The organism is Aeromonas sp. Marseille-Q7275, from assembly GCF_965119515.1.
This window is the reverse complement of the sequence record NZ_CBCPLW010000010.1, coordinates 1-14,839: the sequence shown is the minus strand read 5'-3', so window position 1 is coordinate 14,839 and position 14,839 is coordinate 1. Positions and strand designations below refer to the sequence as shown.

At 65.8% G+C, this 14,839-nt stretch carries 18 protein-coding genes; 12 read left to right on the top strand and 6 right to left on the bottom strand.

Annotated elements, in window-relative coordinates:
* Positions 1–9: 9 nt before the first annotated feature.
* Together cydB and ACWPWQ_RS11050 are read right to left on the bottom strand one after the other, a co-directional pair.
* On the bottom strand, positions 10–1,137 hold the full coding sequence (gene cydB, locus ACWPWQ_RS11055) for a cytochrome d ubiquinol oxidase subunit II (protein ID WP_454009786.1): 1,128 nt from the start codon (positions 1,135–1,137) through the stop codon (positions 10–12).
* Entirely contained in the window at positions 1,137–2,708 is a 1,572-nt protein-coding gene (locus tag ACWPWQ_RS11050; RefSeq protein WP_454009785.1) for a cytochrome ubiquinol oxidase subunit I, read from the bottom strand. Before ACWPWQ_RS11050 ends, cydB begins: the two co-directional genes overlap by 1 nt.
* Positions 2,709–2,828: 120 nt before the next feature.
* On the opposite strand from ACWPWQ_RS11050, the gene ACWPWQ_RS11045 reads away from it, so the two are divergent.
* From ACWPWQ_RS11045 to ACWPWQ_RS11025, 5 genes are all read left to right on the top strand, one after another.
* The gene (locus ACWPWQ_RS11045; RefSeq protein ID WP_454009784.1) at positions 2,829–4,244 is read left to right on the top strand and encodes an aminotransferase-like domain-containing protein; all 1,416 of its coding nucleotides are present in this window, start codon (positions 2,829–2,831) and stop codon (positions 4,242–4,244) included.
* A gap of 120 nt (positions 4,245–4,364) precedes the next feature.
* Complete coding sequence (locus ACWPWQ_RS11040) at positions 4,365–5,171, top strand: substrate-binding domain-containing protein (protein ID WP_454009783.1); 807 nt, start codon at positions 4,365–4,367, stop codon at positions 5,169–5,171.
* Between the two features lie 55 nt (positions 5,172–5,226).
* Positions 5,227–5,646, top strand: coding sequence for a COG4315 family predicted lipoprotein (locus ACWPWQ_RS11035; RefSeq protein ID WP_454009782.1), 420 nt, complete (start codon positions 5,227–5,229; stop codon positions 5,644–5,646).
* A gap of 7 nt (positions 5,647–5,653) precedes the next feature.
* Positions 5,654–6,181: an RNA polymerase sigma factor gene (locus ACWPWQ_RS11030; RefSeq protein ID WP_043130067.1), complete on the top strand. Its 528-nt coding sequence runs from the start codon at positions 5,654–5,656 to the stop codon at positions 6,179–6,181.
* Entirely contained in the window at positions 6,166–6,870 is a 705-nt protein-coding gene (locus ACWPWQ_RS11025) for a hypothetical protein (RefSeq protein WP_454009781.1), read from the top strand. The genes ACWPWQ_RS11030 and ACWPWQ_RS11025 overlap by 16 nt, the downstream gene beginning before the upstream one ends.
* 76 nt (positions 6,871–6,946) lie before the next feature.
* Here the strand turns inward: ACWPWQ_RS11025 and ACWPWQ_RS11020 are convergent, their stop codons facing one another.
* Together ACWPWQ_RS11020 and ACWPWQ_RS11015 are read right to left on the bottom strand one after the other, a co-directional pair.
* The gene (locus tag ACWPWQ_RS11020) at positions 6,947–7,405 is read right to left on the bottom strand and encodes an N-acetyltransferase family protein (protein ID WP_454009780.1); all 459 of its coding nucleotides are present in this window, start codon (positions 7,403–7,405) and stop codon (positions 6,947–6,949) included.
* Between the two features lie 184 nt (positions 7,406–7,589).
* Positions 7,590–8,243: a tellurite resistance TerB family protein gene (locus tag ACWPWQ_RS11015; protein ID WP_454009779.1), complete on the bottom strand. Its 654-nt coding sequence runs from the start codon at positions 8,241–8,243 to the stop codon at positions 7,590–7,592.
* Between the two features lie 63 nt (positions 8,244–8,306).
* Between ACWPWQ_RS11015 and ACWPWQ_RS11010 the strand changes: the two genes are divergently transcribed.
* From ACWPWQ_RS11010 to ACWPWQ_RS10990, 5 genes are all read left to right on the top strand, one after another.
* A complete protein-coding gene (locus ACWPWQ_RS11010; protein WP_454009778.1) occupies positions 8,307–9,155 on the top strand; it encodes a DMT family transporter in 849 nt (282 codons plus the stop codon).
* On the top strand, positions 9,152–9,454 hold the full coding sequence (locus ACWPWQ_RS11005) for a hypothetical protein (protein ID WP_454009777.1): 303 nt from the start codon (positions 9,152–9,154) through the stop codon (positions 9,452–9,454). The genes ACWPWQ_RS11010 and ACWPWQ_RS11005 overlap by 4 nt, the downstream gene beginning before the upstream one ends.
* A 14-nt stretch (positions 9,455–9,468) precedes the next feature.
* Positions 9,469–9,939, top strand: coding sequence for an acyl-CoA thioesterase (locus tag ACWPWQ_RS11000; RefSeq protein WP_454009776.1), 471 nt, complete (start codon positions 9,469–9,471; stop codon positions 9,937–9,939).
* An 85-nt stretch (positions 9,940–10,024) separates the two neighbouring features.
* Positions 10,025–10,180 (top strand): pleiotropic regulatory protein RsmS, encoded by a 156-nt coding sequence (gene rsmS / locus ACWPWQ_RS10995; RefSeq protein ID WP_139435937.1) that lies wholly within the window; start codon positions 10,025–10,027, stop codon positions 10,178–10,180.
* A gap of 55 nt (positions 10,181–10,235) precedes the next feature.
* A complete protein-coding gene (locus ACWPWQ_RS10990; protein ID WP_454009775.1) occupies positions 10,236–10,703 on the top strand; it encodes a GyrI-like domain-containing protein in 468 nt (155 codons plus the stop codon).
* 71 nt (positions 10,704–10,774) lie between these two features.
* On the opposite strand, the gene ACWPWQ_RS10985 is transcribed toward ACWPWQ_RS10990, so the two are convergent.
* Positions 10,775–11,632 (bottom strand): LysR family transcriptional regulator, encoded by an 858-nt coding sequence (locus tag ACWPWQ_RS10985; RefSeq protein ID WP_454009843.1) that lies wholly within the window; start codon positions 11,630–11,632, stop codon positions 10,775–10,777.
* Positions 11,633–11,757: 125 nt separating this feature from the next.
* Here ACWPWQ_RS10985 and ACWPWQ_RS10980 point away from each other — a divergent pair, with 125 nt between their 5' ends.
* Positions 11,758–12,261 (top strand): nucleoside deaminase, encoded by a 504-nt coding sequence (locus tag ACWPWQ_RS10980; protein ID WP_454009774.1) that lies wholly within the window; start codon positions 11,758–11,760, stop codon positions 12,259–12,261.
* Positions 12,254–13,507 (top strand): cyanate transporter, encoded by a 1,254-nt coding sequence (locus tag ACWPWQ_RS10975; RefSeq protein ID WP_454009773.1) that lies wholly within the window; start codon positions 12,254–12,256, stop codon positions 13,505–13,507. Before ACWPWQ_RS10980 ends, ACWPWQ_RS10975 begins: the two co-directional genes overlap by 8 nt.
* Before the next feature lie 42 nt (positions 13,508–13,549).
* Here ACWPWQ_RS10975 and rluF read toward each other — a convergent pair whose 3' ends face one another.
* Entirely contained in the window at positions 13,550–14,563 is a 1,014-nt protein-coding gene (rluF, locus tag ACWPWQ_RS10970; RefSeq protein ID WP_454009772.1) for a 23S rRNA pseudouridine(2604) synthase RluF, read from the bottom strand.
* Positions 14,564–14,839 lie beyond the last annotated feature (276 nt).

The window sequence follows — 14,839 nt, the reverse complement described above, 5'->3', positions numbered from 1 at the left end:
ATTCCCGTGTCAGTAAAGGCTATGGCCCTGCTGGCGCACCTGCTCGGTGCTCATCTTGCCCCGCGCCACCCAGTAGACCCAGAGCGTATAGCCGATGTTGATGGGCATCAGCACGGCGACGATGCCCAGCATGATAAGCAGCGACCGCTCGCTGGAGGTGCCATCCCACAGGGTCAGGCTGCTCGACGGCTCCAGGGAGGAGGGCAGCACAAACGGGAAGAGCGCGATGGCCACGGTCAGCATCATGGCGGCGCAGGCACCGCCGCTGGCGAGGATGGCGAGCCGCCCCCGGCCAAGGGCACTTGCCAGCGTGCTCAAGAGCGGCAGCGCGAGGCCCAGGGCAGGCACTGCCCAGAGCACGGGGTGCGCCACGAAGTTGCCAAACCAGCCATCCGGTGCCGTCGTCACCTGCTTCATCAGGGGGGTCAGGGCGCCGTTGAGATCCCCTATCTCCGCTATCCGGTAACCGCGCATCTGGCTGAGCCAGAAACCGCCGAGGGCAAAGAGAATACTCGCCAATGGGCCAAGCCAGCGGCTCTGGCGGGCGCAGCGCTGTGCTATCACCCCCTGGGTCTTGCACTGCAGGAAGCTGCAGCCATGGAGCATCAGCAGGGCCAGCGCCGTGCCCATGCAGGTCAACAGCAGCGGCCAGTTGAAATCGAAGGCGCCATAGTGGATGCGAAGGGCCGAGTCGAAGCGAAACGGCAGCCCTTGCAATAAAAAGCCGAGGGTCGCGCCAAACACCAGGGTTGGCAGCAGGGCCCCCATCACCAGGGCCCTGTCCCACCAGCGGCGCCACAGGGGGTCCGGCAGCTTGCTGCGATAGTCAAACCCCACCGGGCGCAGGAAGAGGCCGAACAGCAGGAACATGAAGGGCACATAGAGCGCCGAGAAGGAGGCGGCATAGACCAGGGGCCAGGCGGCGAACAGGGTACCGGCACCGGCGATGAGCCACACCTGGTTGCCCTCCCACACGGGCCCAACGCTGTTGAGCAGCACTCGCCGCTCCTCATCGGTTTTGGCCACCACGGGGAGCAGCATGCCGACCCCGAGATCGAAGCCATCCATCACCACGAAGCCGATGAGCAGGAAGAGCACCAGCCCCCACCAGACGAGTTTCAGGGTTTCGTAATCCATCAGACGGGACTCCCGTTTTTCAACACTTCACCTTGATAACGACCCGTCTGCAGGCTGGCGGGCCCTTTGCGGATCACGTGACGCAACAAGAACAGCTCCACCACCAGCAGCGTGCTGTAGATGAGGAAGATGGAGATGAGGCTGAACCAGAGTTGCCCAGGTTGCAGCAAGGAGACGGAGGCCGACACCGGCAGCACGTCGCTGATGGTCCAGGGCTGGCGGCCGAACTCCGCCACGAACCAGCCCGCCTCGATGGCAATCCAGGGCAGCGGTATGCTCCAGAACAGCGCCTTGAGCAAACGGGGGGATTGCACCAGCTTGCCCCGGCACAGCTGCAGGAAGGCGGCACCAAAGAGCCCGAGCAACACCACCCCTATCCCCACCATCAGCCGGAAGCTCCAAAAGAGCGGCGCCACCTGGGGAATGGAGTCGTCGACCGCCCGGGCGATGGCCGCCTCGTCCGCCTTGCCGATATCGGCGGCGTAGGGGGTCAGCAGCAGGCCGTAGCCGAGATCCGCGCGGTGGCGCTCGAAGGTGGCGCGGGCAGCGGCATTGCTGCCGTCTGAGCGCAGCGCCTCCAGGGCGTCGTGGGCAAGCATGCCGCTGCGAATGCGCACCTCATGCTGCGCCTTCAGATCTTTCAAACCCGTCACCTGCTCATCCAGGGAGCGGGTGGCGATGATGCCCATCAGATAGGGTATCTTGACCGCAGCGTGAGTGGTCTCGGCGCTCTGATCCGGCAGGCCGAACAGGGTGAAGGAGGCGGGCGCCGGCTCTGTGTGCCACTCCGCCTCGATAGCGGCGAGCTTCACCTTCTGCACCTCGCCGGTGCGATAGCCCGACTCGTCCCCCAGCACGATGACCGAGAGGATGGCGGCCAGACCAAAGCCAGAGGCGATGGCGAAGGATCGCAGGGCGAAGCGCACCTCCATGCGGCGCAGCAGATACCAGCTGCTCACCCCCATCACGAACAAGGAAGCCGCCACATAGCCCGCCGCCACAGTGTGCACGAACTTGACCTGGGCCACCGGGTTGAAGATCACCGCCGCCACGTCCACCAGCTCCATGCGCATCGTCATGGGATTGAACTCGGCCCCCACCGGGTTCTGCATCCAGCCGTTGGCGATGAGGATCCAGAGCGCGGAGAGGTTGGAGCCAAGCGCCACCAGCATGGTCACCATCAGGTGCTGACCCCGGGAGAGCTTGTCCCAGCCGAAGAAGAAGAGGCCGACCAGGGTGGATTCCAGGAAGAAGGCCATCAGCCCCTCCACCGCCAGCGGGGTGCCGAAGATGTCGCCGACGTAGTGGGAGTAGTAGGCCCAGTTGGTGCCGAACTGGAACTCCAGGGTGATGCCGGTGGTGACCCCCATGACGAAGTTGATACCGAACAGCTTGCCCCAGAAGCGGGTGATGTCCTTGTAGATCACCTTGCCGGTCATCACGTAGGCGGACTCGGCGATCACCAGGATCCAGGACAGCCCCAGGGTGAGGGGCACAAACAGAAAGTGGAACATCGCCGTCGCGCCGAACTGTATTCGGGAGAGGCTGACCACATCATCCAGGCTTATCATGCATGACTCTCTATGTTGCATTTAACAGGCAGGTTTTCGCCCGTTAAGTACAACACGTGCCATGACACCTATAACAGATGCAGTTATAGTGAAATCTACCTATAACAGTTAGGGCGCACCATGTCCCGTTACGGTCAGCTGGCTGCCTTGTTGCAGCAGCAAATAGAGACCGGCCTCTGGCAGCCGGGGGAGCGCATCCCCTCCATCCGCCAGAGCTGCAAGACCCATCACTTGAGCCCCATGACGGTGCTGCAGGCCTATCAGCTGCTCGAGAGCCGCGGCCTCATCCTGGCGCGGCCCCAGTCCGGCTACTACGTCAAGGCCGCCACCTCACCGCTGCCCGCCGGCACGGCCCAGCAGGCCCGCTACAGCGGCTCGGTGGACATCAACGATCTGGTGTTCGAGGTGTTGCAGGCGAGCAAGTCCCGGGAGCTGGTGCCGCTGGGGCTCGCGGTGGCGGATCCCGCCCTCTTCCCCCACCCCCAGCTCGGCCGGGCGCTGGCGAGCTGCATGCGCCGCCTCGACCCCTTCAGCACGGTGGCAGATCTGCCTCCCGGCAACGAGGCGCTGCGCCGCGCCATCGCCCAGCGTTACGCCAGCGACGGCCTGGCGGTGGACCCCCAGGAGATCATCATCACCACCGGCGCCATGGAGGCGCTCTCCTTAAGCCTGCAGGTGCTGACCGAGCCTGGGGACTGGGTGGTGGTGGAGTCCCCCACCTTCTACGGCGCCCTGCAGGCCATAGAGCGGCTCAAACTCAACGTGGTGGAGATCCCCGTGATCCCCGGGGTGGGCATCGATCTCGCCCTGCTCACCGAGGCCCTCGCCCAGCGCCCCATCAAGGCGTGCTGGCTGATGGGCAACGTGCAGCATCCCCTCGGTCACACCATGCCGGATGGCCACAAGCAGGAACTGATGGCGTTGCTTAACACCCATGAGGTGCCCCTGGTGGAGGACGACGTCTACGCCGAGCTCTATTTTGGCCGCGAGCGCCCCAGCCCCATCAAGCGCTGGGACGCCCGGGGCGACAGCCTGCTGTGCGGCTCCTGGACCAAGTGCCTGGCGCCGGGCTTTCGGGTCGGCTGGGTGGTGGCCGGATCCCATGCCGAGCGCATCCAGCGGCTGCAACTGATGTCGACGCTCTCCACCAATGTGCCGAGCCAGCTGGCGCTCGCCGACATGCTGCGCCAGGGCGGGGTGGATGCCCACTTTCGCCGCCTGCGCCACACCCTGGCCCAGCGCCAACAGCAGATGCGGGCGGCCCTGCTGCGCCTCTTCCAGGACGAGGTGCATATCTCGACCCCGGACGGCGGCTACTTCCTCTGGCTGACATTCGACGCGCGCCTCGACAGCCGGGCCCTCTATGCCCAGGCGCTGGCCAGCGGCTTCTCGTTGGCCCCCGGGGCCCTGTTCTCGAGCCAGGGCCAGCACAACCACTGCCTGCGCCTCAACAGCGCCCATCCCTGGAGCCCGGCGCTGGAAGCCGCCCTCACCCGGCTGGCGGCCCTGGTCCACCAGCAATTGGGAGGCTCCTAGCCTTTATCGATAGCTGCGCCTGAGGCAGGTTCGGCTTTATTGATAAATTAATTTTTCCTCAGCTGCATCCAATCGCCTCCCTCCTTCGTCTCTTGCTTGAACCTCAATCAAGGAGAGACGATGAAATCCCAACCCCGCTGGCTCGCCCTGTTCTGCTCGGCCCTCATCCAGCCACTGCAGGCCACCCCCCTCCCCCAGTCTGCCCAGACCGACCCTGTCCATCAGGCCGGTGACGGCGTGATCCGCCTCTATGGCCCCGGCGGCCCGGACACCGCCCTGAAACGGGCGGCTACCGCCTTCCAGCAGGAGACCGGGATCCCGGTCGAGGTCACCGCCGGCCCCGAACATAGCTGGCGTGACAGGGCCGTCAAGGATGCCGATCTCATCTTCGCCGGGGCCGAGCAATCCATGTCCGCCTACCTGCAGAGCTACCCCTTCCTCGACAAGCAGAGCGCCCACGCCTACTACCTGCGCCGCAGCGTCATCGCGGTGCAGAAGGGCAACCCGGCGCGGATCACGGGGGTGGAGGATCTCATCAATCGCCCCCTCAAGGTGGTGGTGACCGAGGGACTCGGCAGCTACAACACCTCGGGCACAGGCCTTTGGGAAGACGTGGCCGGGCGCAGGGGCAAGCTGGCCGATGTGCAGAAGCTCAGGCGCAACATCGTCGCCTTCGAGCAGGGCAGCGGCGCCAGTTTCCGGGCCTTCACCGGCCAGCGAGCCGATGCCTGGATCACCTGGGTGCACTGGCCCCTGAACCACCAGGACAAGGCGGATTTCGTCGAGATCGAGCCGGAGCGCCGCATCTATCGCGGTCTGCTGATCACCAAGGCGCAGGGGGCGGATGCCAGCACCCAGCGCTTTATCGATTTCATCGACAGCCCCCAAGGTGAGCCCTTCTTCGCCCAGGATGGTTGGACCCGTTAACCCCTGACTTCTCATAACCAAACAAACCATCGCCAACAGACCCAAGGAGAACGCCATGAACAAGTTCCTCATCACCCTCGCCTGCCTGCCCCTCGCCTCGGCCTGGGCCCTGGACACCCAGCCCCTGAGCGGGGCCGAACAGCTGCCCATCGCCCGGATGACCGAGAACGGCAAGGCCTATCTGGTCGATGCCAAGGGCTTCAGCCTCTACCGCTTCGACAAGGATGCCCAAGGAAAATCAACCTGTTATGCTGAGTGCGCCGAGAAGTGGCCGCCGGCATTGGCCAGCGCGGAGCAGGCCAAGGCGGGCGTCGGCAAGGCGGCAGACGTCGGCATCAGCCTGATCCTGCGCGACGATGGCAACTATCAGTGGAGCTACCGTGGCCAACCGCTCTATCGCTGGATCAAGGATGAGCAGCCCGGCCAGAGCAGCGGGGACGGCGTGAAGAATGTCTGGCACCGCGTCCAACTATGAGGTCTGAGTGAATATCGACAACCAGCAACTTGCCCACCTGCTCGCCCGCAGCCGGCAGAGGGACAAGCAGGCATTTGAAGCCCTCTACCGGCTGACGGGCCAGCCTCTGTATGCCATGCTCCACGCCCTGCTCAAGGACAAGCAGTGGGCCGCGGACATCCTGCAGGAGGGCTTTTTGAAGATCTGGCACGGTCAGAGCGCCTATCCCGTCGACTACCCCTGGGCCTGGCTCTGCCAGTGCATGCGCCATCTGGCCATCGACGCCCTGAGGGCGAAGAAACGCCATGGGGAGACCCCACTGGATGAGTCTTGGGAGGAGAAGCCCGGCCAGGAGACAGAGGGGCTGGCCCCCTCTTTTTCCCTCGAGCATTGCCTCGGACGGCTCTGTGCCGACAAGCGCAACGCCATAGTGCTCGCTTATCGGCACGGCCTGAGCCACCAGGAGATAGTCAGCCACACCCAGACCCCGCTCGGCACGGTCAAGTCCTGGATCCGGCGCGGACTGGAGGAGCTCAAGCTATGCCTGACTCAATGACCCCCAAACGCTATCGAGACCCCGCCCTGCGCGAGCGGCTCGCCGGCGAGTATGTACTGGGTACCCTGAGCCCGCGGGTGCAGGCCAGGATGAGCCGCCTGATGGCCCGCGATCCTGGCTGGTGGCAGTGGATTGAACAGTGGCAACAACATCTGGATCCTCTGCTGCGCCAGCCCCAACCCGCTCCGCCCCTGCCCCGCCAGATCTGGCACGGGATAGCGCAGGGGATCTCCCCGAGGCCTGGGCCCAACCGCCTGTGGTGGCCGCTCGCCATGGCCGCCTCCCTGCTGCTCGGCCTATGGCTCCAACCGCTGCTTCCCTGGCACTCCGCGCCCATCCAGCCGGTGCGCTACCTGGCCACGATGTCCTCTGCGGGCGAGGAGGCCCCCTTCGTGCTGGTGGCCTATCAGGGCAAGCGGCCGGGTCAGTCCAGCATCCGCTTGCAACAGAATCTGGCGAGCCCGCTGCGCCTGCCCGCCGACGCCATGCTCTGGATGCGTGACAAAGAGTCCGCCAAGCTGGTGCCCCTCGCCCCCCTCGGGGAGGTCATGGCGGGCCGCCTGATGACCCCCACCGAATGGCAGCAGCTCAAGCGGAGCAGCGAACTGCTGGTCATGGCGACGGGCAGTGAACACCCGCTCTATCGTGGCCACTGCATCGAGCTCGGCCCCTGGCCGGCAGAGAGCTGAACACGATCGCAGCACTTTCAACAACAGCAACAACAAGGCCCCGTGATGGGGCCTTGTTAATCGAGAGAGGGCCCGCTTATCGGGCATAAATTTCGGACTGTCTGGTGAAACCGAGGGATTCGTAAAGAGACTTGGCCCTGTCATTGAATGACATCACCTCCAGACGGATCTGGCTTGCATCGTGGGCTTTGGCCCAGCAATCGCAGTGAGCCATCAACGCCTTGCCGATGCCGCGGGAGCGATGATCCTCATCGACGACCACGGAGCCGATACGGCAGATGGGGAGCTTGGAGAGGAAGGGGATGGCCTCATTGATCTCGATCCTGGCCGTCAGAAAGCCCAGCACCCGCTCGTTATCCACCGCCACGCAGAACAGTCGCTCCTCACAACCTATGGCCGCCAGCAAAAACGCCCGCTCCTGGGGTGAGGGCGGGCAAAACACCTCGGGGGCCTGCTCAAAATGGATCAATCCAATTTGCCGATTCAACTCGAGAATGGCGTCGAGATCCTGCTCGGTTGCCTTGCGTATTTCCAATGGGTGCTCCTTGCCTGTGGTTGATGACCTCCCCCCAGCGGCCTGGGGAGAAACCCATCATAGGAGGAGTCGCCCCCAAGATGAAGCGCCGATTGTATCCCCTTATAGCAAGGGTTCACCCGGGGGGCACCAACAACAAGGCCCCGTGACGGGGCCTTGTGGACAATCTGATGGCAGCCTGAGCTCAACCCGGTGCGCCCAGCTGGGCCACCTGGCGCTCTATGCTGGCTTTCAGGTTGTCATCGAGTTTCAGGGCTCGAGCCAGCTCGTCGAGATAGCCGCGCTCCATGAAGTGATCCACCTCGACGGCGAGCAGGGAGGCGAGATAGACCTCGGTGGCCTGCTCCATGTCGGTCACTTCCCGGGCCAGGGCTTGCGGATCCAGGGGGCGGGCCAGCTCGGCGTCAATCCAGCGGGCGGCATCGAGTTGACCCTGCTCGGTCAGGTACGCCTGGATCTTCTGGCGCTCGGCGGCGTCGATGTGGCCGTCGGCCCGGGCCGCCGCCACCATGGCGCGCACCAGCAGGCTGGCGCGGGCATCCAGTTCGGCGCCCGCCAGCTCGTTGAGGGGATGGGGCGTGCCGGCTGCTGGCGCACTCTGGTTCTGCTGCCAGTCCTGATAGAGCTTGTAGGCCAGCCCGCCGAGGGCCGCCGCCCCGCCCACCGCCGCCACCTTGGTGCCGTACTTGCGCATCTTCTTGTTGCCAAGCAGCAGCGCCATGGCCCCGGCGGCCAGCCCCCCCTGGGCCATGCCCTTCATCTGGGCCTTGCGCGTGTCGCCGCCATCGTTGAGCCAGCCCTTGCCAGCTCCCATCAATTGCTCCAGCATCTGTTTCATGGGGCCTCCTCATTTGCATGAGATGCCATGCTGGGCCGCCGCCGCTGAACTCAAGGTGAATGGATGCCACTACCCCGCCTGTTGCTGCTGACCCTGCTGACGCTCACTGCGTTCGCTGCCAATTCGGTACTCTGCCGCCTCGCCCTGTTCGAAGAGCGGATGGATCCGGCCCTGTTTACCCTGCTGCGGCTGACCAGCGGCGCCCTGATGCTGATCCTGCTGTGCCGGGTTCGCCACCAGTCGCCGCGCCAGGGAGACTGGGGGGGGGCCCTCGCCCTCATCGCCTATGGCGCCGCCTTCTCGTTCGCCTATCTCACCCTGACCGCAGGCACCGGTGCCCTGCTGCTGTTTGCCGCCGTCCAGCTCAGCATGCTGGCACCGCCCCTGCTGCGCGGAGAGTCCCTGCCACTGCGCCAGTGGGCTGGTCTGCTGCTCGCCATGGCAGGGCTGGTATTGCTGTTGCTGCCCGGCATCCGGGCGCCGGATCCCCTGGGGGCGGCCCTGATGATAGGCGCCGGCATCGCCTGGGCCTGCTATACCCTGCGGGCCTCACGCTTTGCCGATCCCATCGCCGCCAATGCCGGTCACTTCCTGCGGGCCAGCCTGCCGGCGGCACTGCTCTACCTGCTGCTTGGCCAGCTTGAGGCCAGCCCGGCGGCCATTGGTTACGCCCTGGCCTCGGGGGCCCTCGCCTCCGGCCTTGGGTATGCGCTCTGGTATCTGGTGCTGCCCCAGCTGGGACGCACCCTGGCCGCCAGCGTCCAGCTGCTGGTGCCCCTGCTCGCGGCGCTGGCCGGGATCATCTGGTTGGATGAGTCCTGGTCGCTGCGATTGTTATTGTCATCTCTGGGCATTCTGGGGGGCATAGCCCTGGTCATAACAGGACGCCCCCCACAAGGAGACAAAGCATGATGAAGATGGTCATACTGTTGCTCGCCAGCAGCCTGTCGAGCGGCCTGCTCGCCATAGAACAGGATCGGGAAACCCATCAAGCCGGGCTGGATCGGGCCTGTGCCAACGCCCAGCAACTGCTGATCGTGCAGGGTCGACAGCAGCGCATCGACGCCTGCGTCAGGGAGGGGGGCAAAACGACCCGCTGCCAGCAGGAGTACGCCAGCTTCGGCCAGCGCGAGGGCAACAAGCGCCCCGATTTTTCCAAGGTGCCCGCCTGCCAGCAGGCCGAGACCTATCGCAAGAGTTACCGGCAATAAGCCGAGGAGAGAACATGATCCCACCCCGCGAACTGACCCTGCAATTTCTCGCCGAACCCGCCGACGTCAACTTCGGTGGCAAGGTCCATGGCGGCATGGTGATGAAGTGGATCGATCAGGCCGGCTACGCCTGCGCCGCCGGCTGGTGTGGCGGCTATGCCGTCACCGTCTATGTGGGGGGCATCCGTTTCCTGCGCCCCATCCAGATAGGCCAGCTGGTGGAGGTGCACGCCAGGGTGATCCACACGGGCACCACCAGCATGCACCTGGCGGTGGACGTCTACAGCCGCCATCCCACTGATCCCCAGCGCCACAAGACCACCCACTGCATCATCATCTTCGTGGCCATGGACGAGCACGGCAAGCCGAGTCCGGTGCCCCAGTGGCAGCCGGTGAGCGAGCAGGAGCTGAGCCTGCAGCAGTACGCCAGGAAACTGATGGCCCTGCGCGAGGAGCTCGACAAGGAGATGCGCCAGCACATGTGAAACCCGTCCCCCCCGGGCAACCGGGGCGTGTCTTCACCGCCCGGGGCGCTATAATGGCGCACCCGCTGCCCCACGAGAAACCAAGATGTCACTGGAAACTGCACCGCCCGAGGTCAAACTCGCGGTGGATCTGATAGAACTGCTGGAAACCAACCAGATTGCCCCGGAGCTCGCCCTGGCGGCGCTCGCCATCGTCCGTCAGGACTACGAGCGCAAGCTCGAGGAAGGCCGGGCGCACTGACGCGCTCACCTCGACCCGGTCCCTTCACCCCTTCTCCTACAACCCAGGAGGCACCATGTCAGACCCCGTTCGCTTCGAAACCGGCAAGGCCATGCTGCTTGGCGGCCTGCGTCGCCATCACAGCTTCCAGCACGGCGACTTCGGTGGCCAGTGGCGTGACTTCAGCGCCCTTGGCCCCCTGCCGGGTCAGCTGGGGGAGCACGCCTACGGCGTCATCTGCGGCGCCGACGAGAGCGGCTGCGAATATATGTGCGCAGTTGAAGTGAGCGCCTTGGAAGTGCTGCCTCCGACCCTGGGCCGGATGCGCATCAGCCCCCAGACCTATGCGGTCTTTCGCCATCTGGGCCATGTGGATGCCCTGCCGTACACCTGGCAGCAGGCGCTGGCGTGGCTCGCGCAATCCGATTACGACTCTGCCCACAGGCCGGACTTTGAGCGCTACGGCGACGCCTTTGACCCGGATAGGGGCAGCGGCGAGGTGGAGCTCTGGCTCGCCGTGGTGCCCAGACAAGCCCTGGCCTGAGGGGCCGGGACGAGGGTGGCCCTCGCAGGGCACGTCTCACCACGGCACGGTTCGGAGCCGTGTTGTCCCCCTCAGCGCGCTACGATTGCCTCCTCCCCCATCACCTCGTCGCAGAGCGCGATCAGGGCCTCGCACAGCCGGCTGAGGGGCTCAGAGCCCCCCGCCCCCAGGTGCAGGGCCAGCTCCACCGGACGCACCGCGGGCCAGTGTGTCAGCTCCACCTGCTCCGGTTGCAGCAAGCGGGCGGGCAGCAGGCTCACCCCTATGCCCGCGCTCACCGCCCCCTGCAGGCTGGCGAGGCTGGCACTCACGTAGGCGATGCGCCAGGCAATGCCCCTGGCGTCCAGGGCGTCGGTTATCTGGCGCCGATAGAGGCCTTCGCTCGGAAACACCACCAGGGGAACAGGATCCCGCCCGGCTGCTGGCCAGTCCCGACTGTCGACCCAGGCGAGCGGCTCGCGCCAGCGGGCGATGGGCTCTCCCTGCCCGCGACCCTGCTTGATCAGCGCCAGATCCAGCTCTCCCCCTTCGAACGCCTGCCAGATCTCGTGACTCAGCCCGCTTTGCACCTCCAGCCTCACCTCGGGGTATTGCCGGGCGAAGGCCGCCAGCACAGGGGTCATGGCGCCGGCGGCAAAATCCTCAGGCACCCCGAGGCGCAGGGGATAGCTGGCCTCGCTCACCCGCTCACCCGCCCGGGCCAGCAGCCCCAGGATGCGGCGCGCCAGCCCCAGCAGTGTCTCCCCCTGGGCCGTGGTCACCACCTGGCGGCCGGAACGGTCGAGCAGCGGACAACCGAGCTGCTGTTCGAGGCGGCGCATCTGCTGGCTGATGGTGGACTGGGTCAGGTGCATCCGCTCGCCGGCACGGGTGAAACTGCCGGTCTCGACGATGGCGACAAAGCTCTGCAGCAGGTGGGGATCCAGCAAGGGTCGCTCCATGGGGGGATTCTCCATTTATAAAATCACTGAAAGTCATTTTATCATTTAATTTCCAAATGACTTGCGGGCCCGTTAGGCTGCCGTCACCCCCCCTCTTCTCCCAGGATGACCCCATGTCACAGCCTCCCCAGTCCGGTGCCCGCCCAGTGAACGCCCTCAGTGCCGTCTCGGCCCCCAGCCATCAGGGGTGGCTGGAGCAGACCCTGCAGCTGGCCCTGACCCACCGCCAGCAGGGGGGCCGCCCCTTCGCAGCCCTCCTGGTGCGAGACAACCAGCTGGTGGCGAGCGCCGTCAACCGCATGCTGGAGGCGGGGGATCCCACCCGCCATGCCGAGCTGGAGGCGCTGCGGGAGGGGAGTCGCCAGGGCCCCCCTGCCGGCGCCGCGGTCTACGCCAGCGGCCACCCCTGCCCCATGTGCCTGTGCGCCCTGGTGATGAACGGCATCAGCGCCGTCTACTACGCCTTCGACAATGAAGACGCCGCCCCCTTCGGCTTTGACAGCAGCGCCAGTTACCACAGGCTGCGACTGCCCCTCAGCCCGCCGCCCCTGCCCCTCGTCAAGCTGCCGAGCCCCATCCCGGCCGCCGCCCTCTACGGCCCCCAGTCCCATGGTTAAGCGCCCGCTCCCCTCCGGCAGTGGCGCCCTGCTGGTGCTGGTGGTGCTCATTGGCATCAACCTGCGCCCCTTCCTCACCGCCATCGGCCCCCTGACGGGGCAGATAGACGCCCAGCTGGGCCTCGGCATGGAGAGGCTGGCCTGGGTCACCCTGCTGCCGCTGCTGCTCATCGGGGTCGGCGTCCTGCTCACCCCGGCCCTGCTCGACAAGGCCGGGCCGCGCCCCCTGCTCGGTGCGGCCCTGTTGTTGCTGATGCTGGGCAGCGCCCTTCGCCTCGATCTCGCGAGCGGTACCCTGCTTATCGTCAGCGCCGCCCTGTGCGGGCTGGGGTCGGCCCTGGTGCAGGGGACACTGCCCGGCCTCATCAAGGGGACGTTCGCGGGCAAGGTGCCCCTGGTGATGGGGGTCTTCTCCGCCTGCATGATGGGCGGCGGGGCGCTCGGCGCCGTGCTCACCCCGCGCCTCGCCCTGCACCTCGACTGGTCCCGGGCGCTGGCCCTGTGGAGCCTGCCGGTGCTGCTGGCCCTGGTCTGGCTCGGCTGGCGGGTGCGCCTGCCCACCGCCGCGCCGCACTCCCCCGTATCAGGGGAGCAGCGGCTGATCGCGCTGCCCCGAGCCTGGCTGCTGATCGTCTGCTTTGGCATCATCAACAGCGGCTACGGCATCGTCGTGGCCTGGCTGGCCCCCGCCTACCTGGCGCTGGGGTGGAGCCCCCAGCAGGGGGGCGAGCTGGTGGCCTGGCTGGCCCTGGCCCAGACTGCCAGCGGCCTGGGTCTGCCACTGCTGGCGGCGCGCAAGGAGGACAGGCGCCCCTGGATGGGGCTGGCCATTGTGATGCAGGTGGCGGGCTTTGGCGGCCTCTGGCTCGCCCCAGAAGTCGCCCCCATCCTCTGGTGCCTGCTGTGCGGCGCCGGCCTTGGCGGCAGCTTCTCCCTCATCATGGTGATTGCGCTGGATCACCTGCCAGACCCCAGGCGCGCCGGTAGCCTCAGTGCCCTGATGCAGGGGGTCGGCTTCATCCTGGCGGCCACCGGCCCCTGGGTGGCGGCCCGCCTCCATCACCTGAGCGGCGACTTCGCCAGCGCCTGGCAGTGGCAGCTGGGGGGGCTGGCGCTGATGAGCCTGCTGGTGCTGCGCCTGGATCCGCGTCACTACGCCCGGGCGATGGGGGTCAAGGTGATGGGGCAGTCCGTCCCGCCCCTCACCCAAGGGCCCCGGACGGCACAAAGCAATACACCGGCCTAGGGCCGGTGTATTGAGCAGGTTGAAAGCGAGTGACGGGGCGCCTTAGCGCCCCTTCTTCTGCCGTCCACCCTGGTTGGTGCGCGGTTTGCCCGCAGTGGCAGGCTTGCCCCCCTTGGCTGGAGCCCCCTTGCCAGCGGCGCCTTTAGTTGCCGCTCCCTTGCCCACGCCACCCTTGCCTGCTGGGCTCTTCTTCTCGAAGGCCTCCGGGCCCGGCACATTGGGGCGCCCGCCAATCTCGTGGTCGTCGTCCCGGCGCGGCTTCTTGCCCTGGGCCTGTTTGGCGGTTTGCGCCGCCGGGGTCTTGGGTTTCTCCCCCTTGGCCGGTTTCACCTCGGAGGAGGAGTCTTCAATGAGCTTGAACAGCTCGATCAGCTCGTCGTCGGTGAGATCGCGCCACTCCCCCACCGGCAGCCCCTTGAGGCTGACGTTCATGATGCGGATGCGCTCGAGCTTGGTCACCTCGAAGCCGAAGTGCTCGCACATGCGGCGGATCTGGCGATTGAGCCCCTGCACCAGGGTGATGCGGAACACGAAGGGGGCCTCTCTCTTCACCTTGCACTTCTTGGTGACGGCGCCGAGGATGGGCACCCCGGCCCCCATGCCCCGGATAAAGTCATCGGTCACCGGCTTGTCGACGGTCACCAGGTACTCTTTCTCGTGATCGTTGCCCGCCCGCAGTATCTTGTTCACCAGATCCCCGTGGTTGGTGAGGAAGATGAGCCCCTGGGAGTCCTTGTCGAGGCGCCCTATGGGGAAGATGCGGGTGCTGTGGTTGACGAAATCGACAATGTTGTCCTTCTCTCCCGCCTCTGTGGTGGAGACGATGCCCACCGGCTTGTTCAGCACGATGAAGACCAGGCTGTCGGCTTCGCGCGCCTCTATCACCTGACCGTTGACCTTGACCAGATCCCCGGCAAACACCTGATCGCCGATCCCGGCCCGCTTGCCGTTGATGTAGACATGGCCCTGCTCGATGAAGCGGTCGGCCTCGCGACGGGAGCAGATGCCGCTCTCGCTGATGTACTTGTTCAGGCGCATGGATTCATCGGCCAGCATGGGTCACCTGCCAGATAGTGGAGTTCAAAAGAAGTGTCGGCTCGGTCAGCCAGGTCATGGTCGGGTTGGTCTGCATACAGTTCCATCAACAAAAAAGAATCTACAAATAGAATCAACAAGAAAGATCTACAAAAAGCGCCTGCAATCAGTCTCTTCAAAAGGGCAAGCCCGCCCTTTCTTCAAAAAACGCCGCTACAGTAGCATATGGCGCCATCCCTTGCCCCGCCCCGTGCACAGGATCCTGCCATCCGCCCCGAAGAGGGGTGCCGCCCGGCG

Bases quoted from the DNA above. Each gene is read 5' to 3' on its own strand.
- cydB (WP_454009786.1), bottom strand. From the start codon at position 1,137: ATGGATTACGAAACCCTGAAACTCGTCTGGTGGGGGCTGGTGCTCTTC.
- ACWPWQ_RS11050 (WP_454009785.1), bottom strand. From the start codon at position 2,708: ATGATAAGCCTGGATGATGTGGTCAGCCTCTCCCGAATACAGTTCGGC.
- ACWPWQ_RS11045 (WP_454009784.1), top strand. From the start codon at position 2,829: ATGTCCCGTTACGGTCAGCTGGCTGCCTTGTTGCAGCAGCAAATAGAG.
- ACWPWQ_RS11040 (WP_454009783.1), top strand. From the start codon at position 4,365: ATGAAATCCCAACCCCGCTGGCTCGCCCTGTTCTGCTCGGCCCTCATC.
- ACWPWQ_RS11035 (WP_454009782.1), top strand. From the start codon at position 5,227: ATGAACAAGTTCCTCATCACCCTCGCCTGCCTGCCCCTCGCCTCGGCC.
- ACWPWQ_RS11025 (WP_454009781.1), top strand. From the start codon at position 6,166: ATGCCTGACTCAATGACCCCCAAACGCTATCGAGACCCCGCCCTGCGC.
- ACWPWQ_RS11015 (WP_454009779.1), bottom strand. From the start codon at position 8,243: ATGAAACAGATGCTGGAGCAATTGATGGGAGCTGGCAAGGGCTGGCTC.
- ACWPWQ_RS11010 (WP_454009778.1), top strand. From the start codon at position 8,307: ATGCCACTACCCCGCCTGTTGCTGCTGACCCTGCTGACGCTCACTGCG.
- ACWPWQ_RS11005 (WP_454009777.1), top strand. From the start codon at position 9,152: ATGATGAAGATGGTCATACTGTTGCTCGCCAGCAGCCTGTCGAGCGGC.
- ACWPWQ_RS11000 (WP_454009776.1), top strand. From the start codon at position 9,469: ATGATCCCACCCCGCGAACTGACCCTGCAATTTCTCGCCGAACCCGCC.
- rsmS (WP_139435937.1), top strand. From the start codon at position 10,025: ATGTCACTGGAAACTGCACCGCCCGAGGTCAAACTCGCGGTGGATCTG.
- ACWPWQ_RS10990 (WP_454009775.1), top strand. From the start codon at position 10,236: ATGTCAGACCCCGTTCGCTTCGAAACCGGCAAGGCCATGCTGCTTGGC.
- ACWPWQ_RS10980 (WP_454009774.1), top strand. From the start codon at position 11,758: ATGTCACAGCCTCCCCAGTCCGGTGCCCGCCCAGTGAACGCCCTCAGT.
- ACWPWQ_RS10975 (WP_454009773.1), top strand. From the start codon at position 12,254: ATGGTTAAGCGCCCGCTCCCCTCCGGCAGTGGCGCCCTGCTGGTGCTG.
- rluF (WP_454009772.1), bottom strand. From the start codon at position 14,563: ATGCTGGCCGATGAATCCATGCGCCTGAACAAGTACATCAGCGAGAGC.